We start from the raw sequence: 24,368 nt of genomic DNA, 5'->3' as shown, positions 1-24,368 counted from the left end.
CGCGACAGGCGTACCCACCGTGGGGGACCGACCGCCGACAGGCGGAGGTCCCCCACGGTCGTCCCTGCCGCCGCCACCCGGGCTGACGGGCGCGACCGGCGCCGGAGCGGCGTACGGCGCGAGCCGCGGTCGGCTCAGTCGCGGGCGGTGTCGGCGACGACCCGGCCGTCCTCGAGCCGCACCACCCGATCGGCGCGGTCGATGACGACGGGGTCGTGGCTGACGCAGACGACGCAGGTGCCGCGGGCCACCTCGCGGTCCACGGCCTCGCAGATGTGCGCCGCGCTGAGGGTGTCGAGCCCGGTGGTGGGCTCGTCGATCAGCAGCAGGTCGGCGCCGCGGGCCAGGCCCTGGGCGAGCAGCGCGCGCTGCCGCTCGCCGCCCGACAGCGTGGCGAACGACCGTCGCGCCAGTGGGGTCAGCCCGAGCAGGTCCATCGCGTCGTCCACCCGGCGCCGGCCGTCGCGGCCCACGCGGCGCCACAGGCCCGCCTCGCCCCACGCGCCGATCGTCACCACGTCGCGGACGGTCACCGGCAGGCGCTCGGGCACGGCGGCGCGCTGCGGCACGAACGCCGCCGACCGGGCGGCGACGCGGACCCGGCCGGACGTGGGCGGGCGCACCCCGGCGAGCACCTCGACCAGCGTCGACTTGCCGGCCCCGTTCGGTCCGGTGAGCACGGTGAGGCGCGCTGAGGAGACCGCGAGGTCCACCTCGCGCAGCGCGTCGTGACCCCCGAGCTGCACCCGGACCCGCTCGAGGACGGCTGCCGGGCGAGGGAGCCCCGGTGCGGGCCCCGTGGCGGTCGTGGGCGTCGACACGAGCGTGGTGGGAGGCGCCGCCGTGGGCGTGCCGGGGGAGGAGATCACGGGACCACCCTAGACCGCGATCGAGTTTGATAATCAATCTCAAGTGCCCTAGCGTCCCCGCCATGACCCCGCTGACCGAGCCCTTCGCCCTGGAGTTCTTCCAGCGAGCCGTCGTGGGCGGCGCGCTGGTGGCCGTGCTGTGCGGCGTCGTCGGCACCTGGGTGGTGGTGCGCGGGATGGCCTTCCTCGGCGAGGCGCTGGCCCACGGGATGCTGCCCGGCGTCGCCTTCGCCACCATCGCGGGGCTGCCCGTGCTGCTGGGCGCCGCGGCGAGCGCGGCGGTGATGAGCATCGCCCTGGGGGTCCTGCAGCGCCGCGGCCGGCTGTCGTACGACACCAGCATCGGCCTGCTCTTCGTCGGCATGCTCGCGCTCGGTGTCATCGTGATCTCGCACTCCGGCAGCTTCGCCACCGACGCCACCGCGATCCTGTTCGGCGACATCCTCGCCGTCTCCGACACCGACGTCGTGCTGCTGGCGGTCGCCACCACGGCCGGTCTGCTGCTGGCGGCCCTGGCCCACCGGGCGCTGGTCGCGCTCGCCCTCGACGCCCGGGTGGCCGCCGTCCTCGGGCTGCGCCCCGCGCTGGCCCAAGCGCTCCTGGTCGGGCTCGTGACGCTCGCGGTCGTGGTGTCGTACCAGGCCGTCGGCTCGCTGCTCGTCGTCGGGCTGCTGCTCGCCCCGGCCGTCGCCGCCTCGCAGTGGACCCGCCGCATCCCGACCACGATGGCGCTGGCCGCGATCCTCGGCGTGCTCGCCGTGGTGGTCGGGCTCCTCGTGTCGTGGTTCGCCGCGACCGCCGCCGGCTCCTCGATCGCCATGGTCGCGATCGGCCTGGCCGCCCTGTCCTGGGCGCTGCGCGCCGCGACCGGCACCCTGCGCGCCGCGCTGCGCACCCCCGCCCCCGTCCCCGCCTGAGCTGGAGAACCCGTGTCACACCGTCCCCTCACCCTGGCCGCCCTCGGCCTGCTCGCCCCCCTCGTCGTCGCCTGCGGCGCCGACGAGCCCACCTCGATCGACAGCTCGGCCGCGTCGTCGGCCGGTGACGAGCACGGTGACGACCACGGCGACGTCGACGGCGCCGCCGAGCTCGACGAGCCCGCCGTCGGGCTCACCACCGTCGACGCCGCCGGCGTGGTGCGCCACCTCGACCTGCTCGACGAGAGCGTGAGCGAGCTGAGCGACCTCGGCAGCGCCACGGGGGTGCACACCGACGGCCGCTACGCCTTCGTCGACACCGCCGGCGGCGTCGAGGTGGTCGACAGCGGGGTGTGGACCTGGGACCACGTCGACCACTTCCACTACTACCGCAGCGAGCCGCGCGACCTCGGCCTGGTCGAGGGCGAGGGCCCGTCGACGGTGGCGACCACCAACTCCTCCACCAGCGGCGGCACCGGCGTGTTCTTCCCCGACTCGGGCGAGGCCGTGCTGCTCGACACCGCGGCGCTGGCCGACGGCGAGCTGACCGAGCGCTTCCGGGTGGAGGTCGAGCCCCACGACGGGATGCTGGTGCCCGTCGGCGAGCACGTCCTGCTCACCGAGCCGGGCGGCTCCGGCGTCCCCGAGCGCGTCGTGGCCCTCGACGACGCCGGCGAGCCGCTGCCGGGGGAGGCATGGGACTGCCGCGACGCCGCCGGCACCACCACGACCCGCGTCGGCACCGTGATCGGCTGCGCCGACGGCGCCCTGCTGGCCACCGGCGTCGGCGACGACCTGCAGGTCGAGCGGGTCGCCTACCCCCGCGGCACGACCGCGCCGCCGGCGACGGGGTTCGGGGCTCGCGACAGCCGTCCCACCGTGGCCGCGCTCGCCGGCGAGGACCGCGTGTGGCTGCTGGACACCCGGGAGGAGTCGTGGCGGCTGATCGACTCCCCGGTGCCCCTGGTGCAGGTGGTGGCGGTCGACGACGACGACGAGCACGTGCTGGGCGTGACCACGGACGGCCGGGTGGCCGTGCTCGACGGTGAGTCGGGCGAGCTGCTGTCCACCTCCCGGCCGCTGGTCGCGGAGACGCTGCGCAGCGGCACCGGCGTCCCGACGCTGGTCGCCGACCAGCAGCGGGCCTACCTGGGTGCGCCCGCCGAGCGGCGGCTCCACGAGATCGACTTCGCCGACGGCGCCCGGGTCGCCCGGACCTTCCGGACCCCGACCGAGCCGCTCTTCGTCGCCGGGACCGGCCGATGAGGGCCCGCACGGCGTACGGCGTGGTCGCCGGCCTGCTGCTCGCGGGCGGCGCCCTGAGCGGGTGCGGCGCGGCCGCCGACGACCGACCCCTCGTCGTGGTGTCGACCAACATCCTCGGCGACGTCGTCGAGGAGGTGGCCGGCGACGAGGTGGAGGTGCTCACCCTGATGCGGCCGAACGCCGACCCGCACTCCTTCGAGATCTCGGCGCAGGAGGCCGCCCGCGTGCGCTCCGCCGACCTCGTGGTCTCCAACGGCCTCGGCCTCGAGGAGGGCCTGCAGCAGCACCTCGACGCGGCCGCCTCCGACGGTGTGCCCGCCTTCGTCGCCGGCGACGCCGTCGAGGTGCTCGACCACGCCGAGGGCGACGCCGCGGGCACCCCCGACCCCCACTTCTGGACCGACCCCGCCCGCATGGTCGACGTCGTGGCCGGCCTCGAGGAGGCGCTGGTCGAGGTCGACGGGGTCGACGCCGCCGCGGTCCGCACGCAGGCCGCGGCGTACGTGGAGCAGGTGCGCGCGGTCGACGCCGAGATGGCCGACGCCTTCGCCGCGATCCCCGAGGAGCAGCGCGCCCTGGTCACCAACCACCACGTGTTCGGCTACCTCGCGCAGCGCTACGACTTCGAGGTGGTGGGCGCGGTGATCCCCGGCGGCACCACCCTGGCGGCCCCGAGCGCCTCCGACCTCGCCGACCTCGTCGAGGCGGTCGAGGAGACCGGAGTGCAGGCGATCTTCGCGGAGTCGTCGTCGCCCGACCGGCTCGTGCAGGCGCTGGCCGACGAGGCGGGCGTCGACGTCGACGTGGTCGCGCTCTACACCGAGTCGCTCACCGAGCCCGGCGGCGGAGCCGAGGACTACCTGACCATGATGCGCGTCAACGCCGAGCGCATCGCCGAGGGGCTCCGATGACGGAGCCCCGCACCATCCCGCACGACACCACCCAGGAAGAGGACGTACGACGATGCGCACACCCCTGATCCGACGAGGTGCCCTGGCGGCCCTCTCCACCACCGTGCTGGCCCTGTCGGCCTGCTCCGGCGGCGGCTCCACCAGCGCCTCCGACGCCGACGGCTCGGCCGGCCCCGAGACCTCCGACAGCTCAGCCGGCGCCGCCTCCGCGGCGGCGCCCGCCGGGCCCCGGGTCGCGGTCACCTACGAGGGCGGCGTCCTGGTCCTCGACGGCGAGACGATGGAGGTCGTCGAGGACATGGACACCGAGGCCTACACCCGCCTCAACCCCGCGGGCGACGAGCGGCACGTGATGCTGACCGTGGCCGACGGGTTCCAGCTGCTCGACACCGGCGCCGGCACCGACGACGGCGCCGCCGAGCTCACCGACACCGTCTTCGAGGCCGAGCTGCCCGGGCACGTGGTGACCCACGCCGGCCGCACCGTCCTCTACGCCGACGGCACCAGCGACACCACCGTGGTGGAGACCGCCGACCTCGCCGCGAGCGAGGAGCCCGAGGCCGAGGCCGAGACCATCCCCGGCACCGAGGCCCACCACGGCGTCTCGATCGTGCTCGAGGACGGCACCCTGCTGACCACGGTCGGCGACGTGGAGACGCGGACCGGCGCGGTGGCCACCGACGCCTCCGGCGAGGTCGTCGCCGAGAACGACCAGTGCCCCGGCATCCACGGCGAGGGCACGGCCGCCGACGAGGCCGTCGTCTTCGGCTGCGAGGACGGCGCGCTGCTCTACGTCGACGGCGAGTTCGAGAAGATCGAGGCCCCCGACCAGCCCTACGGCCGGATGGGCAACGCCTACGTCAGCGAGACCAGCTCGCTGGTCGTGGGTGACTACAACACCGACCCCGACGCCGAGGGGTACCTGCTCGAGGCGCTCACGGTGATCGACACCGAGGCCGGCGACCTCGACGTCGTGGAGCTGCCCGAGGGCGTGGAGTACACCTACCGCGACGTGGCCCGGGGCCCGGACGACCAGGCCTACGTGCTCGCCACTGACGGCTCCCTGCACGTCCTCGACCCCGAGACCCGGGAGCTCACCGACTCCTTCCCGGTCGTGGAGGCCTGGGAGGGACCCACGGAGTGGCAGGACCCGCACCCGACCCTGAAGATCAGCGGCGACGTGGCCTACGTGACCGACCCCGCCGCCCAGGCCGTGCACGCCGTCGACCTCACCACCGGCGAGGTGACCGCCACGGCCGAGCTGGACGTCGACCCCAACGAGCTCGCGGTCGCCGCCGGCTGAGTCCGTCCGTCCGCTCGCCGCACGCCCCGTCCGACGTGTGGCCGAAGGGGTGGGAAATCGAGCGGCGGTCGGTCCTACGGTCCAGGTGAGGCACCTTCCTGCCCCATTGACGGGGGCAGGAAGGTGCCTCGTGCCGATTCGGGTGATCCCCGCAGTGCCATGGGCCCAGGTCGCCCGATCGACGTCTCCGAGGCTATCGGTCACCCGGGGCCGGGCGACTCCACCCTCACGGGCGGGGCGCCTGGCGCGTTCACCCCATCGGCCGATCCGGGCGCCATCGGGCCTGGCTACGATCGGCCGCATGTCTCCCCTCGGCGATCGGCCGCTGCGCGTTGCCGCAGTCAGTGACCAGCCCCTCGTGCGAGCGGGTCTGGAGTCCTTCCTCGCCGCCGCCGACCGCGTCACCCTGGTCGAGGCGGACGCCGCCGAGCTCGACGTCATCGTCTACGACGCTCACCAGCTGCGGGCGTCGTCGGAGTCGACCGTGCACGACCTGCTCGAGCGGTGCACGGCGATCGTGGTCGTCGCCCACGAGCAGGACGTCCGCCTCACCGCGCGTGCGCTCGCCGAGGGCGCAGTGTCGACCCTCGCGCTCGCCGCGACCGACGAGTCCCTCATCGACGCCGTGCTGGGTGCGCCTGGCCGCAGCACCGAGCGCGGCGCCGACGCGGAGGCGGCGCCGGCGCGCTACGAGCGCCTGTCGAACCGCGAGCAGGAGGTCGTCATCGCCATCGGCGACGGCCTGAGCAACGACGAGATCGCCCGCGAGCTCTACCTGAGCATCAACAGCGTGAAGACCTACATCCGCTCGGCCTACCGCAAGATGGGCGTGCAGAGCCGCTCGCAGGCCGTCGCCTGGGTGATCACCCGCAACCCGCACGCCCCGACGCCCGCCCAGGACGAGCAGCCGCGCCCGGCGGAGGAGCCGGCGGTCTCCTCGCCGCAGCACCCTTGGTGAGGGGCGCCGGTCCGCGCTGACCCGGTGCGCGGGCCCGATCGAGGGCGTCAGTCGTCGGGTCCTGACGGGTCCACGAGGAGGCCCAGGACCGCCCCGACGAAGCCCACGGCGACGCTGTACTTCACGGCCTCGGCCGCCGCCGACGCGAGGTCGTCACCCCAGCACAGGCTCGCGACGAACACGCCGACACCCACGACGAGGACGTACCGGGCCCAGCCGCGCCACGTCGCCCACCCCATGTGCCGACGCTAGCGGCTCGGCGGCGTGGCCGGGCCCGTCGTGGCCTCGGTACGTCGGGCCCGCCGGGCCCGCGCCACCTGGAGAGCGCAGAGCGCACCCGCGGCGCACACCACCGGGAAGGCGATCGCGACGGGCAGGTACACCGCCCGCGTGCTGGTCGTCAGGGCGACGACCTGGACCAGGAACAGGGCGACGCCCAGGACGACCACGACGACGAGCCGCCGCTGCCAGGTCTGCTCGGCGTGCTCGGACGTGCTCACGGCTTCCCCCTCCGCACCCGGCGGTCGGGTGGTCACCGCAGCCTAGGAGACCCGAGGCCCCGGGAGGGGCTGGCTATGGTGCCGGGCGTGACGCGACTGGTCCTGATGTGCGGCCTGGCGGGCTCGGGCAAGACGACGTACGCGCGCGGCCTCGAGGCCCGCGGCTGGGTGCGCTTCTCCATCGACCGCGACGCCTGGGAGCTGGGCCTCACCGACGCCGCCGCGATCCCCGTCGAGGTGGCCGCCGAGATCCGCGCGCGGCAGCGCGACGAGATCGTCCTGGCGCTCGGGTCGGGCGACGACGTCGTGGTCGACTACTCCTTCTGGTCGAGGGCGCAGCGCGACGACTACCGCGCCCTGGGCCGCTCGCTCGGGGCGAGCGTCGAGGTGGTCCACCTCGACACCCCGCTCGAGGTCGTCCGGCGCCGGCTCGCCGCGCGTCGCGGCGCGCACCCTGACGACTTCGTGGTCGGCGCCGACCTGCTCGACCAGTACGTCGCCGGGTTCGAGGCGCCTGGCGCCGACGAGCCCGTCGTCCGCGTGGTGTCGACGGCCTGAGCGTGGCCACCGGCTGCCCCGGTCGTCGTCACGCGGAGGAGTCGGCCGAGCCGGTCGAGCCGGTCGAGCCGGCTGGGGGCGGTGCGTGCCGGCCCGCCCTCGCCTCGGCCACGAGCGCGTCGATCCTGGGGCGCGGGTCGGTCCCGGGTGGGAGGTGCTCCTGGTGCACCACGTGGGGCGTGAGGTCGTTCCACGTGCTGACGGAGCCGAGCCGGACGACCGCGACCGTCCAACCGCTGCGGCGCGCGGTCCACCGTCGCAGACCCCGGGCGAGGAGGAGGAGCGGAACGAGGACGAGCGGGTCCACGGCAGCCAGCCCCGCCCGCGGGAGGAGCTCGGCGGGCCGCCGCACCGCTCGCACGTAGTAGGTCCACCCGGCGAGCTCCACCCGCTGGTCGTGGGGGCGCAGCTCGACGTCGTACAGGTCGTCCCTGCGCCGCACGTCGTCGACCGCCACGGGTCGAGTGTGGCCCACGCCGCGGTCGGCGGGTCTCGGTGCGCCTCGTCCGACGCAGGTGCGGGCCAGGGCGTCGCAACGGGGGGGGGGTGCGCCACCACCGGCGGCCCGGGACCGTGACGAGGCGTTCGGGGTGGGCTGCCGCGTCACGGCGCACCGCAGGACGTCGGTGGGCGGTCCTAGCGTGACGTCATGACCACACCTACTGCTGCGCAGATGCCCTGGCGGGTCCCGCTGGCCGGCTCCGAGGTCGACCACCTCGTCGGCTCCCTCGACCGGTTGCGCGCCACGTTCCGCTGGAAGGCCGAGGGGCTCGACGCCGCCGGCCTCGCCGTGCGGGTCGGCGCGTCCACGATGACGATCGGGGGGCTGCTCAAGCACCTCGCGCTCGTCGAGGACGACGTGTTCTCCGAGCGGCTGTCCGGCGAGCCGCTGGGGGAGGTGTGGGACGCCTACTTCTCCCAGATGACCGCACCTCCGGCCGAGGACTGGTCGTTCGCCTCGGCGGTCGACGAGGCGCCCGAGGTGCTCTACGGGCTCTACGACGGCGCCGTGGCGCGCTCGCGGGCCCGACTGGCCGCGGCGCTGGGTCGCGGCGGCCTCGACCAGGAGGTGGCGATGGCCGACGACGACGGCACCCACGCCAGCCTGCGGCGGCTGCTGTGCGACCTGGTGGAGGAGTACGGGCGCCACACCGGCCACGCCGACCTGCTGCGCGAGGCCGTCGACGGCCGGGTGGGCGAGGACCCGCCGCCGTACTGGGTCCACGTCGCCCCGTAGTTGCCGGACCAGCAAAGATGTTTGCCATCGCGCACTCGGGCGCCGCACCCTGGTGGTGACCGGTCAGGGAGGCCGGCCACGACGAAGGGGACGCACGATGGACGAGCTCGAGGACAGGTACGACGTGGTGGTGGTCGGCGGTGGGGCGGCCGGCCTGAGCGGGGCGATGGTGCTCGGACGGATGCGCCGCTCGGTGCTCGTCGTCGACGCGGGCCAGCCGCGCAACGCCCCCGCCGCCGGGGTGCACGGCCTGCTGGGCCACGACGGCCGACCGCCCGGCGAGCTGCTCGCCACCGGCCGCGCCGAGGTGCGCTCGTACGGCGGGCACGTCGTGCAGGGCGAGGCGGTGGGCGCCGAGCGCGACGCCGACGGCTTCACCGTCTCGCTGGCCGACGGGCGCGCCGTGCGGGCGGCCAAGCTGCTGGTCACCACCGGGCTGGTCGACGGGCTGCCCGACGTGGCGGGCCTGCGCGAGCGGTGGGGGCATGACGTGCTGCACTGCCCGTTCTGCCACGGCTGGGAGGTGCGCGACCAGGTGGTCGGCGTGCTCGCGACCAGCCCGATGGCCAGCCACCAGGCGCTGCTGTTCCGCCAGCTCACCGACCGCGTGGTCCTGCTCGCCCACACCCACGCGCCCGACGCCGCCCAGCTCGAGCAGCTCACCGCCCGCGGCGTGCAGGTGGTGCGGGGTGCGGTGGCCGCGGTGGAGGTCGAGGACGACCGCCTCAGCGGCGTCCGCCTCGACGACGGCACGACGGTGGCCCTCGACGCCGTGGTCGTCGGCGCGCGGATGGTGGCCCGCAGTGCGGTGCTGGCCTCGCTCGGCGTGCCCGTGGTGCAGCACCCCACCGGCATGGGGGAGCACGTCGCGGTCGACGCCACCGGGCGCACCGGCGTGGCCGGCGTGTGGGCGGCGGGCAACGTCGCCGACCTGATGGCCCAGGTGGGTGCGGCGGCCGCCGCGGGCGCCTTCGCCGCCGCGCAGATCGTCGCGGAGCTCGGCACCGAGGACACCGAGCGGGCGGTGGAGGCGCTGCGGGCCGGTTAGCGCCGGCGGCGCGGGGAAGGGTGCACCCCGACGGGTGACGGCACGCGCGCCGGGGATGTGGTGGGATCGGGGGCTGGACACCGGAACGGCACGCCGTGCCGGCACCCGATCGCGGGGCCGCACCGCCGCCGACACCCGACGAAGGAGCCAGATGACGCCGGACCTCATCGCAGGCCGCTACCGCGTCGTGCGCGAGATCGGCCGTGGCGGCATGGGCGCGGTCTGGCTGTGCCGCGACGAGACCCTGCACCGCGACGTCGCCGTCAAGCAGGTCGGGCTGCTCCCCGGCGAGCCGGCCGACCTCGCCCGCGCCCTGCGCGAGGCCCGTTCGTCGGCGGCGCTGAACCACCGCAACGTGGTGTCGGTCTTCGACGCGGTCGAGGAGGACCAGCACGTCTGGCTGGTCATGGAGCACGTGCCCTCGCGCAACCTCTCCCAGGTGCTCGAGCAGGACGGCCCACTGGCCCCGCAGCAGGCGGCCCGGCTGGGCGCGCAGGTGGCCGACGGCATCGCCGCCGCCCACCACCGCGGCACCACGCACCGCGACGTGAAGCCCGGCAACGTGCTGGTCACCGACGACGGTGACGCCAAGATCTCCGACTTCGGCATCTCCCGCAGCCTCGGCGACGCCCAGCTCACCAGCACCGGCCTGGTGATGGGCACCCCGGCGTACTTCGCGCCCGAGCTCGCCCGCGGGCAGGAGCCCGGTCCGGCCTCCGACGTGTGGGCGCTCGGCGCCACCCTGTACGCCGCGGTGGAGGGTCGGCGCGCCTACCCCGACGAGGGCAACGCGCTGGCGGTGCTGGCCCGCATCGCCGACGGACCACCCCCGCCCACGCAGCAGGCCGGCCCCCTCGGGCCGGTGATCGAGCGGATGATGGACCCCGACCCGTCGCGCCGCGGCTCGATGGCCGAGGCCGCGACCGCCCTGCACGCCGTGGCGGCCGGCCGGCCGCCGTACGCCGACGCCGACGCGACCCGCGCCTTCGCGGCGCCTGCACCCACCCGCGTCGCGCCCGCCGCTGCGGTCGGTGCGGCCGGCGTCGGCGCGGCCGCGCACCACGAGCCCGACCCGGAGCCGCGCTCCGAGCCCGACCCGGGACCCGACACCGCACCCGCCGGCGCGGCGCCGGTCGATCCGCAGCCGGAGCGGCGGCGTCGTACGCCGCTGCTGGTCGTGGCCGCGCTGCTGCTGCTGCTCGCGGTGGCCGGCGGCGGCTACGCGCTCCTGGCCGGCGACGACGACCCCGCCGAGACCGAGCAGGCCTCGACGCCGCAGCAGGAGGCCCCGGCGTCCCGGCGCCCCTCGCGCACGCCGTCGGCGACCCCGACCCCGACCCCCACGCCGACGCCCACCCCCACGCCGACACCCACGCCCACTCCCACGCCGACCCCCTCCGCGACGCCGGAGGAGGAGACCGAGGAGGTCGCGCAGCCGGCGGGCAGCGCCGCGGACTTCGTGGAGGGCTACTACGCGGGCCTGCCCACCGACACCGCAGCCGGCTGGGCGGCCCTGTCGCCGCAGCTGCAGGCCGAGGTGGGCGGCCTCGGCGACTACGAGGCCTTCTGGGCGACCATCGACGAGGTCACCGCCGTCGAGACCAGCGGCTCGGGTGACTCCGTGCAGGTCTCGTTGGTCTACGAGACCGACGGCAGCGAGCAGAGCGAGGTGCGTCAGCTCGACCTGGCGCCGGAGGGCGACGGCTGGCTCATCGTCGGCGACCAGGTCGTCGGCTGACCGGTCGTCCCGTCTCGCCGGACGCGGAGTCGCGCGATCCGAGCCGGCCCTCGCCCGCGTGGCAGGCGCTGCTCGAGTGGCGCAGTTGCGCGGTTCGAGCACCGCGCCCGATGACGAGTGGGCCGCGCACCGTGGCGGGCGCGGTGAGCAGTGCGACCGTGCCGCCCGCGCCTCACCAGGCGTCGCCGGGCCGGTCGTGGCAGGTGATCGCGGCGGTGAGGTCGAGCGGCCGACCGTCCACGGGCAGCACCATCAGCCCGTCGTCGTCCTCGGCGCTGCGTTCGCGGGTGCCGTCGCGCACGACGTACGACGGGCCGCGCCAGCGCACCCAGCCCAGCCGCTCGTAGAACCCGTGGCTGCCCGTCGACAGCACGCCCAGGTCGTGGCGCTCGACCAGCGCGGCCTGCAGCAGGCGCATCACCACCGAGCCCAGCCCCCGGCCCTGGAGGTGGGGCCGCACGGCCACCGCCTCCACGTAGCCGGCGTCCCAGGGTCGGTCGCCGACCACGACCGTGCGCGGCACGACGCTGGCGTGGGCGGCGAGCACGCCGTCGACCCGGGCCAGCGCGTGCACCCCGCCCAGGGCGTGCGCGGCGTCGGTGTCGGCGAAGCCGTCGACGAACGCGTCGTCCCAGAGCCGGCGCAGCGCGGCCAGGTCGGCCGGCGTGAGGTCCGCGGTGGCGACCAAGGTGGTGGCGGGGTCGACGGGCACGGCGGGCTCCTGCGACCTGCGGCTCAGATGCCGAGCGAGCGGCCGATGATCTCCTTCTGGATCTCGGTCGTGCCGCCGTAGATGGTCTGGATGCGGCTGTCGACGAAGGCCTTCGCGATGGGGTACTCCATCATGTAGCCGTAGCCGCCGTGCAGCTGCACGCCGCGGTCGACGACCTTGGTCTGCAGCTCGGTGGTCCACCACTTCGCCATCGACGCCAGGCTGGTGTCGACCTGCCCGGCGTTCAGCCGGGTGATGCAGTCGTTGACGAAGACCCGGGCGATGTGCACCTCGGTGGCCATCTCGGCGAGCACGAAGCGGGTGTTCTGGAACTTCCCGATCGGGCGGCCGAAGGCCTCACGCTCCTTGGCGTACGACAGGCACAGCTCGAGAACGTGCTCGCAGGCGGCGACCGCGATGGCGGCGATCGAGATCCGCTCCTGGGGCAGGTTGACCATCAGGTGGACGAAGCCCTGGCCCTCCTCGCCGAGCAGGTTCTCCTTCGGCACCACCACGTTGTCGAAGAACAGCTCGGCGGTGTCCTGCGCCTTGAGGCCGACCTTGTCGAGGTTGCGGCCGCGCTCGAAGCCGGCCATCCCGCGCTCGACCACGAGCAGGCTGATGCCCTGGTGGCCGGCGTCGGGGTCGGTGCGGGCCACGACGACCACCAGGTCGCTCATGATGCCGTTGGAGATGAACGTCTTCGACCCGTTCAGCACGTAGTGGTCGCCCTTGTCGATCGCCGAGGTGGTGATGCCCTGCAGGTCGGACCCGGCGCCGGGCTCGGTCATCGCGATCGCCGAGATCAGCTCGCCGGAGACCAGGCCGGGCAGCCAGCGCTGCTTCTGCTCGGGCGTGCCGAGGGAGGAGATGTAGGGGACGATGATGTCGGTGTGCACGGGGAAGCCGAGCCCGCTGGCGCCCACCTTGCTGATCTCCTCGACGACCACCGCGTTGTAGCGGAAGTCCTTGGCGCCCATGCCGCCGTACTCCTCGTCGACGTCGAAGCACAGCAGCCCCGCGTCGCCCGCCCGGCGCCACACCTCGCGGCTCACCTGGCCGTCCTTCTCCCACTGCTCGTGGTGCGGCACGACCTCCTTCTGCAGGAAGGCGCGCACGGTGCGGCGGAAGTCCTCGTGCTCGGTCTCGTAGATCGATGCGGTGGTGCTCATGCGACGGCCTCTCGGGTCGGGGCGGCGGGCTGCACGGCCTACTGTGACAGCGGTACTGTCACAGTTCAAGGGGGACGTCGACGCGGCGGCGCCCGAGCGCCGCGTCCGCCCACGCGGCCCCTCCGGCGCCCCTAGACTCCGGGCCATGCCCCTGACCGCCGGACCCGCTCCGGTCGCGTGGAACGCCCTCGCCGAGACCGCCGGCAACCTGTTCGCCACCCACACCTGGGCGTCCTGCTGGTGGGACGAGTACGGCGACGGCGCCACGCCCCACGTGATCCACGACGACCCCGACGACCCCACCGTCGTGCTGCCGATGCTCCTCACCGGCCGGCTGCTGCGTCAGGTGCGGTTCATCGGCCACGGCCCGGCCGACCAGCTCGGGCCGGTGTGCGCCCCCGCCGACCGGCCCCGCGCCCTGGCGATGCTGCGCGAGGCCCTGGAGAAGGACCTGCGCGGCGACGTCGTGCTGCTCCAGGACATGGCCGCCGACCAGCCGTGGTGGCAGCCGCTCGGCGGCCAGCAGGTCAGCCACGAGGTGACGCCGGTCTGCGACTTCACGCAGTTCGCCACCTGGGCCGACTTCGTGTCGAGCCTGAGCCGCAACCAGCGTCGCGCGGTGGGCCGCAAGCCGCGCAAGCTGGCCGAGACCTACGACGTGTGCCACCGCCTCGCAGACGCCGCCACCCTCGAGGACGACCTGGAGACGTTCTTCCGCCTCCACGGCGACCGGTGGGGCGGCGTCAGCCCCCTGCTCGAGGACCGGCAGCGCCGCTTCGTGGCGGCCTTCGCCCGCGCGGCGCTCGCCGAGGGCTGGCTTCGGCTGCACGTGCTCGAGATCGACGGCAAGGCCGTGGCCACCGGGCTGCTGTTCCGCTTCGCGGGCGCGGAGTACTGCTACCAGTTCGGCCGCGACCGCAGCCACGACGCCGACTCCGTGGGCCACGTGCTGCTGGTGCAGGCCATGGAGCAGGCGTACGCCGACGGCGTGCGCGAGTTCCGCTTCCTGCGCGGAGACGAGGACTACAAGTTCCGGCTGGCCACCTCCACGCCCGAGATCGAGACGATCGCGATGCCCCGCACCCTGCGCGGGCGGGCCGCCGCGCGGGCCGCGGTCGCCCGCCGCCGCCGTGAGCTGGCCGGCGAGTCGGCCGGGCCAGCGGCGAGTGCCGCGGCCGAGGCCTAGCCCGCCACGACCTCGAGCATGCCCGCCGCCGACGGCAGGTCGAGGGTGGTCGGGCCGCGCCCGATGCTGAGCCGCCCCACGCGGCGGGCGAAGAACGCCAGCCGCAGCGGCTCGGCGAGGCGCGCGGCCAGCGCCTCGGAGCCGGTGGCGGCGACCAGGCAGGCCTCCTGTGAGCCGCGGGCCTGCGCGAACAGCGGCTCGGCGGGCCAGGCGGCGGCGAAGGCCGTCCGCACCCGCTCGGGCGACCAGCGGCGCAGGCCCACGCCGTGCTCGAGCAGGGCGACCGCGGCGTGCAGCGCGTCGTGGCCCGGCACGCCGGTGGGCACGGCGGTGTCCCAGTCGACGACGCCGGCCAGCGCGCCGGTGCGGCCGTGGCCGTCGGGGCGCACCAGCCAGTTCTGCGCCGACAGGTCGTGGTGCTGCAGGCTGTGGTGCTCGAGCGCGGCCAGGTCGCGGCAGGCCGCCTCGACGAGCCGGGCGGTGCGCCCGCTCAGGGCGTGGGGCACGGCGCGGGCCGCGTCCTCCACCAGCCGCGTGGGGGCGCCGGGGGCCCTGGTCGCGGCGGCCAGGCGCTGCAGCCCCGCGCCGAGGTCGTCGTAGGCGCCGGCGTACGCCGCCGACCACCCCGCTCGCCCGGGTGCACGCACCCACAGCGGTCGCCCGGCCAGTCCCTCCTGGGCCTCCAGGCCACCGAGCAGGCCGAGCGCGTGGGGGCCGAGGCCGACCGCGGCCACCCGGGCCAGCGCTCCTGCCTCCGCCTGCGCGGCGGGCGGACCGGACGGCGGGCTCTTCAGCACCAGCAGCGGGTCGGGGCCGTCACCGAGCACGAACACGAAGCGCCGCTCGCCGCGGCGCACCTCGAGCGCGCCCAGCCGGTCGGCGTTCCTGGCGGCCAGCCGCGGCGCCTGCTCGACCAGGCGGGGCCATGCCGCGGCGACCTCGGCGAGCAGCGCGTCGAGGTCGGCCGACCCCCGGGTGGGCAGCCGGCGCAGGGCCGCGGCCGGCCCGCGGACGGGCAGGCCCCGCCTGCCCACCGCGGCGGCCAGGGGAGCGGCGCGGCGCCGCGCGGGCATCCCGTGGTTGAGCGCGTGGGACAGCTGGTCGCCCAGGTAGCGGGCCGGCCACGGCGAGTCGACGCCGACCAGCGCCGGGCGGGGGTGGCGCAGCGCGACGTAGCGCTGGGTCACCCGGCGCCCCGGCGCCGCAGGAGGCCGGTGATGACCGCCTGCTGGTCGGGGGCGAGGCGACGGGTCACCAGTAGCCAGGCCGCCAGGTAGACCGGACCGCCGATCAGCAGCTCGACCACGACGTTCAGGTCGAGCAGCGCCAGCAGGCCGGCGAGCACGGCGCTGGCGAGGGCCGCCGAGGCCAGCGGCACCACCAGGCGGGGCCGGTCCTGCAGGCGGCGCAGCACCACCGCGATCACGGCGGTCTGCACGACGTAGGCGATGCTCGTGGCGATGGCGGCGCCGGTGCCGCTGTAGAGCGGGATGAGCACGACGTTCAGGCCGGTGTTGACCACCAGCGCGGTCACCGACGACAGCACCAGCACCCGTGCGCGCTCCAGCGCCATCAGCATCGAGCTGCCGAAGAACGCGATGGCGAAGAACAGCGGGGCAGGGGCGAGGCAGGCCAGCACCGGTGCCGCACTGTCGCCGTACCGCTCGCCGAACAGCAGCGCCAGCACCTCCTGGCCCTCGAGCACGCAGACCACCGCGAACGGCAGGTAGACGAAGCCGGCGACGGCCACCGCGCGCTCCATGCCGTTGCGCTGGCGCAGGGTCGACGACGTCGCGCTGAGCACCGGCAGGATCGCCTGGTTGATGGCGTAGGTGACGAAGAGGACGGTCTCCAGCAGCCGGTAGGCCACCGAGTAGACCGCCACGGCCTCCTCGTCCTCGAAGTAGGCCAGCAGCACGGCGTCGAGGCGGAACAGCAGCATCAGCACCATGCCCGACAGGCCCACCAGGAAGGTGCCCGACGCCGCGGAGACCAGGTCGGCACGGGTCAGCTCCCGCACCCGCACGCCGAGACCGAGGCGACGCACGGCGTAGACGTGGGCGCCCCAGCCCACCACGGTGCCGACCAGGAAGCCGGCCGCGACGCCGACGGGCCCGGCGCCCAGGGCCAGGGCGCCGATGATCACCCCGGCAGTGACCAGGCGCTGCACGACCAGGGCGAGCGACACCTCCGCGGCCGTCTGGCGCACCGCGGCCGCGCCGCGGGCGGTGTGGCTCCACAGCTCGGGGAAGCCGGCCAGCAGCATCAGGGCCAGCACCAGCCAGGCCTCGGTGGTGCCGTGGCCCAGCAGCGCCAGGCCCGCCGCCACCAGGAACACCACGGCCCCCAGCGCCGACTTCTCCAGCTGGGTGGCGGCGTAGAGCCGGGGGAGCGTGCCGGCCTCGGCGCTGCCGCGGCGGATCAGCCCGGAGTCGAAGCCCCACGCCGCCACCGAGCTCAGCAGCAGCATCAGGGTGAGGGCGAAGGAGACCGCACCGAAGTCGGAGGTGGTCAGCGAGCGCGCCGCCGCGACGGTCCACCCGAGGGTGGCCACCTTGCCGAGCACCTCGGCCACCGCGCGCACCGCGGTGTTGCGGGCGGTGCGGTGGGTGATGTCGCCGACGGGCGCCTGGTCGGTGCTCATCGGCGTGCCGCCCGCGCGTCACGCAGGCGCCCGAGGGTGCCGCGTGCGCAGCCGGTGGCCTTCGCGACGTCCTTGACCGCCAGCGCCGCCGGCACCAGTGCCACCGCCGCGGGGCTCGCGTGCTCGGCGCGGGCGCGGGCCAGCGGCAGCGCGAGGTAGCCGAGGCCGCCCAGCAGCAGACCGGCGCGGGTGCCGCGCCCGCCGCAGGCAGCCAGCACGGGGGCCGCGACGTACGCCGCCCCGCGCACGACGTCGCGGCTGACCAGGGGCCAGGAGCCGGCGCGCGCGCCCCACTCGCCGTACTTGCGGTACATGGTGGCGGTCTCGCGCACGCTTCCCGACTGCTCCCAGGTCACGCAGGCGTCGAGGGCCAGCACGCTGCGCCCCCCGGAGGCCAGCACGGCCTCGCCGAACACGGCGTCCTCGGAGGAGTAGAGCGCCTCGTCGAACCCCCCGGCGCGGCGCCACGCCTCCACGCGGCAGGCCATCGACCGGCCGTCGAGGCGGCGGGCGTCGAAGCGCCGTCCGAGCACCCGCCCGGCCACCCGCACCAGCGGGGTGCGCCGGCGCGCCTCGGCGACGGAGGGGAACAGGGCCAGCCGGTTGGCGTCGCGCCACGGGTCGCCGCCGTCGACCTCGTAGACGCCGACCACCAGGTCGACGCGCTGGGCGTCGGGTTGGGCGCCGGGCTCGGAGGACGGCTCGGAGGACGGCTCGGCGAAGGGCGCCCGCAGGGCGTCCAGCCACCCGGGACCGGGGGTGACGCCCGCGTCGGTGCACGCGACGACCGCGTGGGCGGCGCTGGCGAAGCCCAGGTTGCGCGCCGCGGAGAGGTTGACCCCCGGCCCGGGCAGCACCCGGATGCGCGGCTCGCGGGCGGCCCAGGCGGCGAGCTCCTCGCTGGTGCCGTCGGTGGAGTGGTCGTCGACGAGGAGGTACTCGTCGTCGGGGCGCAGCTGGGCGAGCACCGCGGTGACCACGCCGTCGACGTGGCCGGCCTCGTCCTTGAAGCAGGTCAGCACGCTCAGCGGCGCGTCCGCGACCAGCCCGGCGCCGGGGCGCCCGCCGGTGTCGGCGAGCAGGGCGAGGGTGCGCGCGGTGCAGGCGTCGGCGTCGGGGTGGGCCGCGATCGTGCGCGCGGCGCCCTCGCGGGCACGGCGGCGGGTGCCGGGGTCGGCGAGGCGCCCCAGCCCACGCGCCACGTCGGCGGGGTCGAGCGGGTCGACCACCGTGCCGGCGTCGAGCGCCATCCGCTCCACCTCGGGGTTGCCCCGCCCGCCCAGGAGCGGCACCCCGGCGGTCAGCGCCTCCAGCGCCACCAGCGAGTACCCCTCGCGGCCGAAGCCGCCCTCGGCGCGGGTGAGCACCGCGACGGCGTCGGCGGCCGCCAGCAGCCGGCCCGCGCCGTCCACCTCGGCGACGAGGTGCACCCGGTCGGCCACGCCGAGGTCGGCGGCCAGCGTGCGCAGGCGCTCCCGCTCGGCGGGCTCGGAGGGGTCGTCGGGCCCCACGACGAGCAGGTCCCAGCCGGCCGCGGCGTCGTCGGCGAGCGCGCGCACGGCGGTGTCCACGCCCTTGTAGGCCACCAGGCGCGTCAGCATCGCCACGACCGGGCGCGCGTCGTCGAGCACGACGCCGTGGGCCGACCACGCGGCGCGCGCCTCGAGGCGGGTGACCGCGGCCGCGGCCGGCCGCGGCGGCGGCACCAGCACGGCGTCGTCGCGCCCGGTGGCGGCGGCGACCGCGCCCGAGGTGGCCAGCACGACGTCGGCGAGCCGGCCCAGCGGGCGCGCCAGCGTGGCGTCGAAGGAGAAGTCGTGCTTGGCCCACACCACGGGCAGGCCCACCGCGCGGGCCGCCGGCACCACCGCGGTGGCGGCCTTCACGCCGTTGGCCAGCACGACGTCGGCGCGCGTCGTGCGCAGCCGGGCGACGAGGTCGGCGCCGCGGCGGGCCAGGGCCCGCGCGTCGGTGCCGGTGGGGAGCACGGTCACCGGGACGCCGCGCGCCGTCAGCTCCTCGCGCAGCGGGCCGTCCTGCAGCAGCCACACCTCGGCCTCGAGGCGCGCGCGGCCGCCGTCGAGCAGGCCCAGCAGCCACCGCTCGGAGCCGCCCAGCGTGCCGTACGCCGACACGACGAGCAGGCGCAGCGGGGCCGTGCGCCCCGCGGCAGCGGCTGGGGCTGGGGTTGCGGGATCGGCTGAGGTGGTGGCGTCGGTGCGGGCGGTGGTCACGGCTGGTCCTCCGAGGGGCGCTGGTGCGGGCGGGCCGGCGGCAGGAGGGGGGTCAGCGCGGGTCGGGGCGGGAGCGAGGGGTGGGTGACCACGGCGGGCGCGGCGGCGAGGTCGAGCGCGGGGGCGCGGTGCAGCGGCGCGGCCGGCGGCGCGTCGCGGTCGAGGGCGAAGCGGTGCCACGCGGCGAGCAGGCCGACGACCAGGAACACGGTGGTGACGACGGTGGCGTTGCGCAGGGGGTAGTCGACCAGGCCGTGGGCGCACACCGCGACCAGCGCGCCGGTGAGCGCGGCCGGCATCGCGGCGTCGCGCGGCTCGGGGCCGCGGGCCAGCAGGAGGCGCGCGCGCAGGCCGGTGACCGCGAGCCCGGCCATCAGCGCCAGCAGCGCGAGCAGGCCCGGCACGCCGTACTCGGTGGCGGCGGCGAGCCACAGGTTGTGGGCGTGGTCGGCGTCGAGCGGCACGCCGCTGCCGCCCTGCAGCGCCGCGGCGTACGGGTAGCCGCCGGGGCCCTGACCGGTGACCGGGCGCTCGGCGACCTGGCGCAGGGCCTCGGCGTAGATGGCGTCGCGCTGGTCGTAGGGGTTGTCGCTGGCGTTGACCACGCTGTCGAGCCGCGCCACCAGCGCCTCGGCGATGCCGGCGCCGGCCAGCTGCAGCACCACCAGGACGCCGAGCGCGGCGGCCACCAGCGCTCCCAGCGGCCGGCGTGCCTGCGGGCTCAGCACCGCCAACGCGACCAGCCCGACGACGGCGCCGATCCAGGCGCCGCGGGAGAGCGACTGGGCCAGCGCGGCGGCGAGCAGCCCACCGGCGACCAGGCACAGCAGGCGCAGCCGGCGGTCGGTGGTGGTGGTGCCGAGCCCCACCGCCACGACGAGCAGGACCGCGGCGAACAGGCCCAGCTCGTTGGGCTGGGAGAACACGCCCTGGGCGCGGCCGGTGACCACCGCGCCGCCGTAGAAGGTGGTGGAGGGCCCCGAGCTCACCAGCGCCCAGAGCCCGGCGGCGCCACCCCCGACCAGTGCGGCGGCGGTGGCGGTGAGCAGGCGTCGGCGGGTGGTGAGCGCGGTGGTGGCGGCGACCACCAGCAGCACGAGCAGCAGCAGCTGCACGTCGAGGCGGAAGGCGACGTCGGCGCCGCGGGCCAGCGGGGTGGACAGCGCCGCGCTCAGCAGCAGGGCGACCAGCGGGAGCCCCACCGCGGGCGGGGGCAGGCGCACCGAGCGGGTGAGCAGGGCGTGGCCGAGGGTGACCAGCACGGCGAACGCCACCGCGAGCTGCACCACCTCCACCGGACCCACCGGGCGCGGGCCGAGGGGCAGGCACAGCCCGAGCGCGGTGACCACCACCTCGGGGCGCCGCGGCACGGCGACCGCCACGACCAGCGCCACGACCAGGGCGACGGCGGCGGGCAGGCCGAGGGTGGTGCCGACGCGCGCGAGCAGCAGCCCGCCGGCGCACCCCGCCGCGACCAGCACCACGGCGGCGACCAGGGCTCCTGCGCGGGGCGCCGTCCGCGAGGCGGTCGGCGCCGGCAGGAGCGTGGTCACCCCGGCCGTCCCGGCCGACGGGTCGAGACCGCCCGGACCACGCGTCGCACCAGCGGGGCGTGGGACAGCACGCGCCACACGAGCCGGTAGTGCGGCATCAGCTTGACGCGGAACGAGCGCAGGGTGTCGGTGGCGTTGACGTCGACCCGCGAGATCGCCAGCGGGCCGGCGTCGTCGAAGACCGAGAAGGCGTCGGGGAAGCCGGCCCGCGCCACGGCGGCGCGGGCGGCGGCGTCGTGGGCGCCGAAGGGGTAGGCGAAGCCCCGCACGTCGGTGCCGAGGAAGTCGGTGAGCTGCTCGCGCGCGCGCGTGGTCTGGCGCTCCAGCTCGTCGGCGGGCAGGTCGCGAAGGTCGCGGTGGTCGAGGCCGTGCAGCCCGACCTCGATGCCCATCGCCGGCAGCGCGCGCAGGCGCTCGGGCTCCAGCAGCGGCGCCTCCGGCGGGTCGGGCAGCCAGGCGGCGGTGCGGCCCACCAGGCCGGCGGGCACGAACAGCACCGCCGGCACGCCGAGACGGTGGAGCACGGGCGCGGCGAGGTCGGCGACGGAGACGAAGCCGTCGTCGATGGTCACCAGGAAGGTGCGGTGGCCGTCGCGTCGTCCGGCCCGCACCGCGCGGTAGCCGTCGAGGTCGAGCGGGCGCCAGCCGTGGTCGAGCAGGTGGCGCACCTGCTGATCGAGGTGGGCGACCTCCACGAACAGGTTCTCCGGGTCGTCGTCGAGCGGCGCGGTGCAGAAGCCGTGGTACATCAGCACCACCGGGTCGCGACGCAGCGTCCACCGCGGACGACGGGAGCCGGCGGGCGGGGCGACCAGCTCAGCCATCGGCGTGGCTGACGGAGGCGACGGTGCGCATCGACTCCACGACCCCCCGCGGGGCGCGGTTGAGCACGACGCCGCGCACGGGCACGCCGTGGCGCGCCAACCGGCGCGCGGCCCGACGGACCTGCGGCACCGGGGCGCCGAGCGGGACGACGAGCAGGACCGACCCGGCGTGCAGCGACACCACGTCGGCGCCCTGGCTGCCCACGGGCGGGGCGTCGACGATGACGCGCTCCCACTGGCCGGCGGCCTGCTTGAGCACCTCGCCGAGACGACGCTCGGTGAGCGCGTCGGAGCCGATCTTGCGGCGGGTGCCGACGACCGGCACCCGGCCCTCGCGCTCGACGGCCGCGTCGAGCTCGGCGCGCCCGGCGAGCACGTCGTCGAGGCCGACGTCGTGGGGGATGCCCAGGTGCTTGCTCAGGCCCGTGGCCTCGAGGTCGGCGTCGACGAGCAGCACGGCCTCGCCGGCGTCGGAGGCGGAGCGGGCCAGCAGGAAGGAGATGGTGGTGCCGCCGGCGCCGAGCTCGCTGCCCAGCACGCACACCGGGCCGGAGGGGGCGCTGCGCTCGCTGGCGAGCAGCCCGGTGCGCAGGGCACGCGCCGCGCGCAGCACCTCGTCGTCGCCGACGTCCTTGCGCCGCAGCAGGCCCGGCTGCGGGAAGCGGCGCATGCCGGCCACGACGACCGCGCCGGTGGCGGCCTCGGCGTCGCCGCCGGTGCGGATGCGCGGGCGCACCAGCTCCAGGGCGCACGCCGCGGCGAGGGCCAGCACGAGGCTGAGCAGGACCAGCACGGCCTCGAGCACGCGCTTGTCGGCGGTCAGCGGCAGGGCCTGCACGACGGCGGGCGACAGCACGGAGACATCGGTGGTGCCGTCGTCGGCGCCGAGCACCTGCGCCTGGGCGGCGACGGCGTCGGCGATGGTGGTGGCCTCGGTGTCGGTCCCGGCGTCGGCGACGATGCGCAGGTTGGCGGAGTCGAGGCTCGCCTCGACCGAGACGGCGTCCTCGAGGTCGGTGACGGGGATGCCGGTGTCGTCGGAGACGCCGCGCAGGCCGGTGGGCGAGGCGAGGAGCACGGCGTAGCGGTTGACCGTGAGCTGGATGAGGTCGGGGTTGGCGTACTCCACTGAGCTCGGGGTGACCCCCACGACGCTCACGGCCTGGGCCGGCACGGGCTGCCGCTCGACCCACCAGATGCTGGCCACGCAGGCCGGCACCAGCACCAGCAACATCCACGGCCAGCGCCAGCGCAGGGCGCGACGTACGATCTCGATCATCTCTCAGGTCCTCTCCGGGCCGGCACAGAGCACCTCCCCCCGGAGGAATCCTCGCACGTCCATTTGCCCTGCGAAGGAGTTCGTCAACCCTCCACGCCGCGGATTGCCGGGGAGACGAGGGTCACGCCCGGGACAGGGTGGACGGTCCGGTCGACCGGGGCGACGGCGGTCGGCCCGGCCGGCGCAGGTGACGCGCGACTGTCGGTGGGTGGTCCTATGGTGCCTTATGAAGCCACCTCTTCATAAGGACTCATCATGACCGTCGTGCCCGCCCCTCCCGGCCCGCCCAGCCCCTACACGCCCGGTGCGGCGCCGATGGTGCTCGCCGGCCGCCGCCAGCAGCTCGAGACCGCCCGCGCCGACCTCGCGGTGATGGCGGCGTACGGCCGCTTCCACGGGCGGGTGCGTGTCGACATCGGCTCGCGGGGGGTCGGCAAGACCTCCCTGCTGAAGGCCGTGGCCGAGGCGGCCGACGAGGTGGGGGCCGTCACCGCCTGGGTCACTGCCCGCGCCGACGAGAGCCTGGTGGCCTCCCTCGTGCACGCGCTGACCCGCGGGCTCGACGCGATCGGGGTGGAGGTCGGCGCCCGCCCGGGGCTGCGGCAGCGGCTGCGCACGCTGAGCCTCGAGCTGGGCGCCGGGCCGGCCAAGGCCGGGGTGGAGATCGACGTCGAGCCCGACGCCGGTCCCGCGGTGGGCGCGGCCGCCTCCGCGCTCCTCGGCGAGCTGGTCGTCGAGGCGGCCGCCGCGGCGCGCGAGCGCGGCTCGGCCGGGCTCTGCCTGCTCGTCGACGAGATCCAGGCCGCGCCGCGGGCCGACCTGCGCACGCTGGCCTACGCCTGGCAGGAGCTGCAGAACGCCCGTACGGAGCCCGCCGCGGTGATGTTCGCCGCCGGGCTGCCCAACGCCCCCGACGTGCTCACCGCGGCGGTCACCTTCTCCGAGCGGTTCGCCTTCCGCACCCTCCAGCGCCTCGACGACGCCGACGCCACCGAGGCGCTGCTGGTGCCGGCCGCCACCCACGACGTCACCTGGTCCGACGACCTGCTGGCCGCGGTGGTCGAGCAGGCCCAGGGCTACCCCTACTTCCTGCAGCTCTACGGCGACGCCGTGTGGCGCACCACCCGGCCCCCGGTCGGCGGACGGCTCGAGGCGGCGGCGCTGCCGCAGGCCCGGCGGCTGGTGGCCGAGGAGCTGGCCACGATGTTCCGCGCCCGCTGGGCCAAGGCGTCCCCGGGGGAGCGCCGGCTGCTGGCCGCGATGGCGGTCGACGGCGACGAGCCGGTGCGGCGCCAGGTGATCGCCGAGCGCATGCAGGTGAGCAGCAACGACCTGTCGGTGCCGCGGCGCAGCCTGCTCGACAAGGGCCTGGTGGAGGTCGCCGAGCGCGGCTCGCTGCAGTTCACCGTGCCCGGGTTCGGTGCGTTCGTGCGGGCCGAGGCCGGAGAGGCGCGCTGAC

General features: G+C 76.0%; 23 protein-coding genes. 11 read left to right on the top strand and 12 right to left on the bottom strand.

The window, feature by feature from the left end:
* Positions 1-134: 134 nt before the first annotated feature.
* Complete coding sequence (aztA, locus tag AC4OR8_RS13250; RefSeq protein WP_492166027.1) at positions 135-869, bottom strand: zinc ABC transporter ATP-binding protein AztA; 735 nt, start codon at positions 867-869, stop codon at positions 135-137.
* 62 nt (positions 870-931) lie between these two features.
* Here aztA and aztB point away from each other — a divergent pair, with 62 nt between their 5' ends.
* From aztB to AC4OR8_RS13225, 5 genes are all read left to right on the top strand, one after another.
* Positions 932-1,786, top strand: a complete 855-nt coding sequence (gene aztB, locus AC4OR8_RS13245) for a zinc ABC transporter permease AztB (protein WP_492166026.1) — start codon at positions 932-934, stop codon at positions 1,784-1,786.
* 12 nt (positions 1,787-1,798) lie between these two features.
* A complete protein-coding gene (locus AC4OR8_RS13240) occupies positions 1,799-3,052 on the top strand; it encodes an ABC transporter (RefSeq protein ID WP_492166025.1) in 1,254 nt (417 codons plus the stop codon).
* Positions 3,049-3,963, top strand: a complete 915-nt coding sequence (gene aztC / locus AC4OR8_RS13235; protein WP_492166024.1) for a zinc ABC transporter substrate-binding protein AztC — start codon at positions 3,049-3,051, stop codon at positions 3,961-3,963. The genes AC4OR8_RS13240 and aztC overlap by 4 nt, the downstream gene beginning before the upstream one ends.
* 52 nt (positions 3,964-4,015) lie before the next feature.
* The gene (gene aztD / locus AC4OR8_RS13230; protein ID WP_492166023.1) at positions 4,016-5,266 is read left to right on the top strand and encodes a zinc metallochaperone AztD; all 1,251 of its coding nucleotides are present in this window, start codon (positions 4,016-4,018) and stop codon (positions 5,264-5,266) included.
* Positions 5,267-5,624: 358 nt separating this feature from the next.
* Positions 5,625-6,224: a LuxR C-terminal-related transcriptional regulator gene (locus tag AC4OR8_RS13225; protein ID WP_492166022.1), complete on the top strand. Its 600-nt coding sequence runs from the start codon at positions 5,625-5,627 to the stop codon at positions 6,222-6,224.
* 47 nt (positions 6,225-6,271) lie between these two features.
* On the opposite strand, the gene AC4OR8_RS13220 is transcribed toward AC4OR8_RS13225, so the two are convergent.
* Positions 6,272-6,463 (bottom strand): hypothetical protein, encoded by a 192-nt coding sequence (locus AC4OR8_RS13220; RefSeq protein ID WP_492166021.1) that lies wholly within the window; start codon positions 6,461-6,463, stop codon positions 6,272-6,274.
* 9 nt (positions 6,464-6,472) lie between these two features.
* On the bottom strand, positions 6,473-6,724 hold the full coding sequence (locus AC4OR8_RS13215; protein ID WP_492166020.1) for a hypothetical protein: 252 nt from the start codon (positions 6,722-6,724) through the stop codon (positions 6,473-6,475).
* An 87-nt stretch (positions 6,725-6,811) separates the two neighbouring features.
* Between AC4OR8_RS13215 and AC4OR8_RS13210 the strand changes: the two genes are divergently transcribed.
* A complete protein-coding gene (locus AC4OR8_RS13210; RefSeq protein WP_492166019.1) occupies positions 6,812-7,282 on the top strand; it encodes a P-loop nucleotide/nucleoside kinase family protein in 471 nt (156 codons plus the stop codon).
* A gap of 28 nt (positions 7,283-7,310) precedes the next feature.
* Here the strand turns inward: AC4OR8_RS13210 and AC4OR8_RS13205 are convergent, their stop codons facing one another.
* Complete coding sequence (locus tag AC4OR8_RS13205; protein WP_492166018.1) at positions 7,311-7,739, bottom strand: hypothetical protein; 429 nt, start codon at positions 7,737-7,739, stop codon at positions 7,311-7,313.
* A gap of 192 nt (positions 7,740-7,931) precedes the next feature.
* Between AC4OR8_RS13205 and AC4OR8_RS13200 the strand changes: the two genes are divergently transcribed.
* From AC4OR8_RS13200 to AC4OR8_RS13190, 3 genes are all read left to right on the top strand, one after another.
* The gene (locus AC4OR8_RS13200) at positions 7,932-8,519 is read left to right on the top strand and encodes a mycothiol transferase (protein ID WP_492166017.1); all 588 of its coding nucleotides are present in this window, start codon (positions 7,932-7,934) and stop codon (positions 8,517-8,519) included.
* A gap of 97 nt (positions 8,520-8,616) precedes the next feature.
* Positions 8,617-9,567: an NAD(P)/FAD-dependent oxidoreductase gene (locus AC4OR8_RS13195; protein WP_492166016.1), complete on the top strand. Its 951-nt coding sequence runs from the start codon at positions 8,617-8,619 to the stop codon at positions 9,565-9,567.
* A 151-nt stretch (positions 9,568-9,718) separates the two neighbouring features.
* Positions 9,719-11,305, top strand: coding sequence for a serine/threonine-protein kinase (locus tag AC4OR8_RS13190; RefSeq protein ID WP_492166015.1), 1,587 nt, complete (start codon positions 9,719-9,721; stop codon positions 11,303-11,305).
* A 172-nt stretch (positions 11,306-11,477) separates the two neighbouring features.
* On the opposite strand, the gene AC4OR8_RS13185 is transcribed toward AC4OR8_RS13190, so the two are convergent.
* Together AC4OR8_RS13185 and AC4OR8_RS13180 are read right to left on the bottom strand one after the other, a co-directional pair.
* On the bottom strand, positions 11,478-12,017 hold the full coding sequence (locus AC4OR8_RS13185; protein WP_492166014.1) for a GNAT family N-acetyltransferase: 540 nt from the start codon (positions 12,015-12,017) through the stop codon (positions 11,478-11,480).
* A 23-nt stretch (positions 12,018-12,040) separates the two neighbouring features.
* On the bottom strand, positions 12,041-13,189 hold the full coding sequence (locus AC4OR8_RS13180; RefSeq protein ID WP_492166013.1) for an acyl-CoA dehydrogenase family protein: 1,149 nt from the start codon (positions 13,187-13,189) through the stop codon (positions 12,041-12,043).
* A 145-nt stretch (positions 13,190-13,334) separates the two neighbouring features.
* Here AC4OR8_RS13180 and AC4OR8_RS13175 point away from each other — a divergent pair, with 145 nt between their 5' ends.
* Positions 13,335-14,375 (top strand): GNAT family N-acetyltransferase, encoded by a 1,041-nt coding sequence (locus AC4OR8_RS13175; protein ID WP_492166012.1) that lies wholly within the window; start codon positions 13,335-13,337, stop codon positions 14,373-14,375.
* Here the strand turns inward: AC4OR8_RS13175 and AC4OR8_RS13170 are convergent.
* From AC4OR8_RS13170 to AC4OR8_RS13145, 6 genes are read right to left on the bottom strand one after another with little or no spacing between them, the layout of a single operon-like run.
* The gene (locus AC4OR8_RS13170; RefSeq protein WP_492166011.1) at positions 14,372-15,562 is read right to left on the bottom strand and encodes a hypothetical protein; all 1,191 of its coding nucleotides are present in this window, start codon (positions 15,560-15,562) and stop codon (positions 14,372-14,374) included. The two genes, AC4OR8_RS13175 and AC4OR8_RS13170, sit on opposite strands and share 4 nt — an antisense overlap.
* A complete protein-coding gene (locus AC4OR8_RS13165) occupies positions 15,559-17,019 on the bottom strand; it encodes a flippase (RefSeq protein ID WP_492166010.1) in 1,461 nt (486 codons plus the stop codon). The genes AC4OR8_RS13170 and AC4OR8_RS13165 overlap by 4 nt, the downstream gene beginning before the upstream one ends.
* Positions 17,016-19,253 carry a glycosyltransferase gene (locus tag AC4OR8_RS13160; protein ID WP_492166009.1) on the bottom strand — a complete coding sequence of 746 codons (2,238 nt, stop codon included), beginning with the start codon at positions 19,251-19,253 and terminating at the stop codon, positions 17,016-17,018. Before AC4OR8_RS13160 ends, AC4OR8_RS13165 begins: the two co-directional genes overlap by 4 nt.
* Positions 19,250-20,806 carry an O-antigen ligase family protein gene (locus tag AC4OR8_RS13155; protein ID WP_492166008.1) on the bottom strand — a complete coding sequence of 519 codons (1,557 nt, stop codon included), beginning with the start codon at positions 20,804-20,806 and terminating at the stop codon, positions 19,250-19,252. The genes AC4OR8_RS13160 and AC4OR8_RS13155 overlap by 4 nt, the downstream gene beginning before the upstream one ends.
* Positions 20,803-21,630 carry a polysaccharide deacetylase family protein gene (locus AC4OR8_RS13150; RefSeq protein WP_492166007.1) on the bottom strand — a complete coding sequence of 276 codons (828 nt, stop codon included), beginning with the start codon at positions 21,628-21,630 and terminating at the stop codon, positions 20,803-20,805. The genes AC4OR8_RS13155 and AC4OR8_RS13150 overlap by 4 nt, the downstream gene beginning before the upstream one ends.
* The gene (locus tag AC4OR8_RS13145; protein ID WP_492166006.1) at positions 21,623-22,909 is read right to left on the bottom strand and encodes a hypothetical protein; all 1,287 of its coding nucleotides are present in this window, start codon (positions 22,907-22,909) and stop codon (positions 21,623-21,625) included. Before AC4OR8_RS13145 ends, AC4OR8_RS13150 begins: the two co-directional genes overlap by 8 nt.
* Positions 22,910-23,164: 255 nt before the next feature.
* Here AC4OR8_RS13145 and AC4OR8_RS13140 point away from each other — a divergent pair, with 255 nt between their 5' ends.
* A complete protein-coding gene (locus AC4OR8_RS13140) occupies positions 23,165-24,367 on the top strand; it encodes a DUF8462 domain-containing protein (protein ID WP_492166005.1) in 1,203 nt (400 codons plus the stop codon).
* The last annotated feature ends 1 nt before the right edge of the window (position 24,368 follow it).

The organism is Nocardioides sp. FY1077, from assembly GCF_058681775.1.
This window is presented reverse-complemented; position numbering and strand designations above follow the sequence as displayed.

Bases quoted from the DNA above. Each gene is read 5' to 3' on its own strand.
- AC4OR8_RS13175 (WP_492166012.1), top strand. From the start codon at position 13,335: ATGCCCCTGACCGCCGGACCCGCTCCGGTCGCGTGGAACGCCCTCGCC.
- AC4OR8_RS13200 (WP_492166017.1), top strand. From the start codon at position 7,932: ATGACCACACCTACTGCTGCGCAGATGCCCTGGCGGGTCCCGCTGGCC.
- AC4OR8_RS13195 (WP_492166016.1), top strand. From the start codon at position 8,617: ATGGACGAGCTCGAGGACAGGTACGACGTGGTGGTGGTCGGCGGTGGG.
- AC4OR8_RS13180 (WP_492166013.1), bottom strand. From the start codon at position 13,189: ATGAGCACCACCGCATCGATCTACGAGACCGAGCACGAGGACTTCCGC.
- AC4OR8_RS13145 (WP_492166006.1), bottom strand. From the start codon at position 22,909: ATGATCGAGATCGTACGTCGCGCCCTGCGCTGGCGCTGGCCGTGGATG.
- aztC (WP_492166024.1), top strand. From the start codon at position 3,049: ATGAGGGCCCGCACGGCGTACGGCGTGGTCGCCGGCCTGCTGCTCGCG.
- AC4OR8_RS13165 (WP_492166010.1), bottom strand. From the start codon at position 17,019: ATGAGCACCGACCAGGCGCCCGTCGGCGACATCACCCACCGCACCGCC.
- AC4OR8_RS13220 (WP_492166021.1), bottom strand. From the start codon at position 6,463: ATGGGGTGGGCGACGTGGCGCGGCTGGGCCCGGTACGTCCTCGTCGTG.
- AC4OR8_RS13140 (WP_492166005.1), top strand. From the start codon at position 23,165: ATGACCGTCGTGCCCGCCCCTCCCGGCCCGCCCAGCCCCTACACGCCC.
- AC4OR8_RS13190 (WP_492166015.1), top strand. From the start codon at position 9,719: ATGACGCCGGACCTCATCGCAGGCCGCTACCGCGTCGTGCGCGAGATC.
- aztB (WP_492166026.1), top strand. From the start codon at position 932: ATGACCCCGCTGACCGAGCCCTTCGCCCTGGAGTTCTTCCAGCGAGCC.
- aztD (WP_492166023.1), top strand. From the start codon at position 4,016: ATGCGCACACCCCTGATCCGACGAGGTGCCCTGGCGGCCCTCTCCACC.
- AC4OR8_RS13150 (WP_492166007.1), bottom strand. From the start codon at position 21,630: ATGGCTGAGCTGGTCGCCCCGCCCGCCGGCTCCCGTCGTCCGCGGTGG.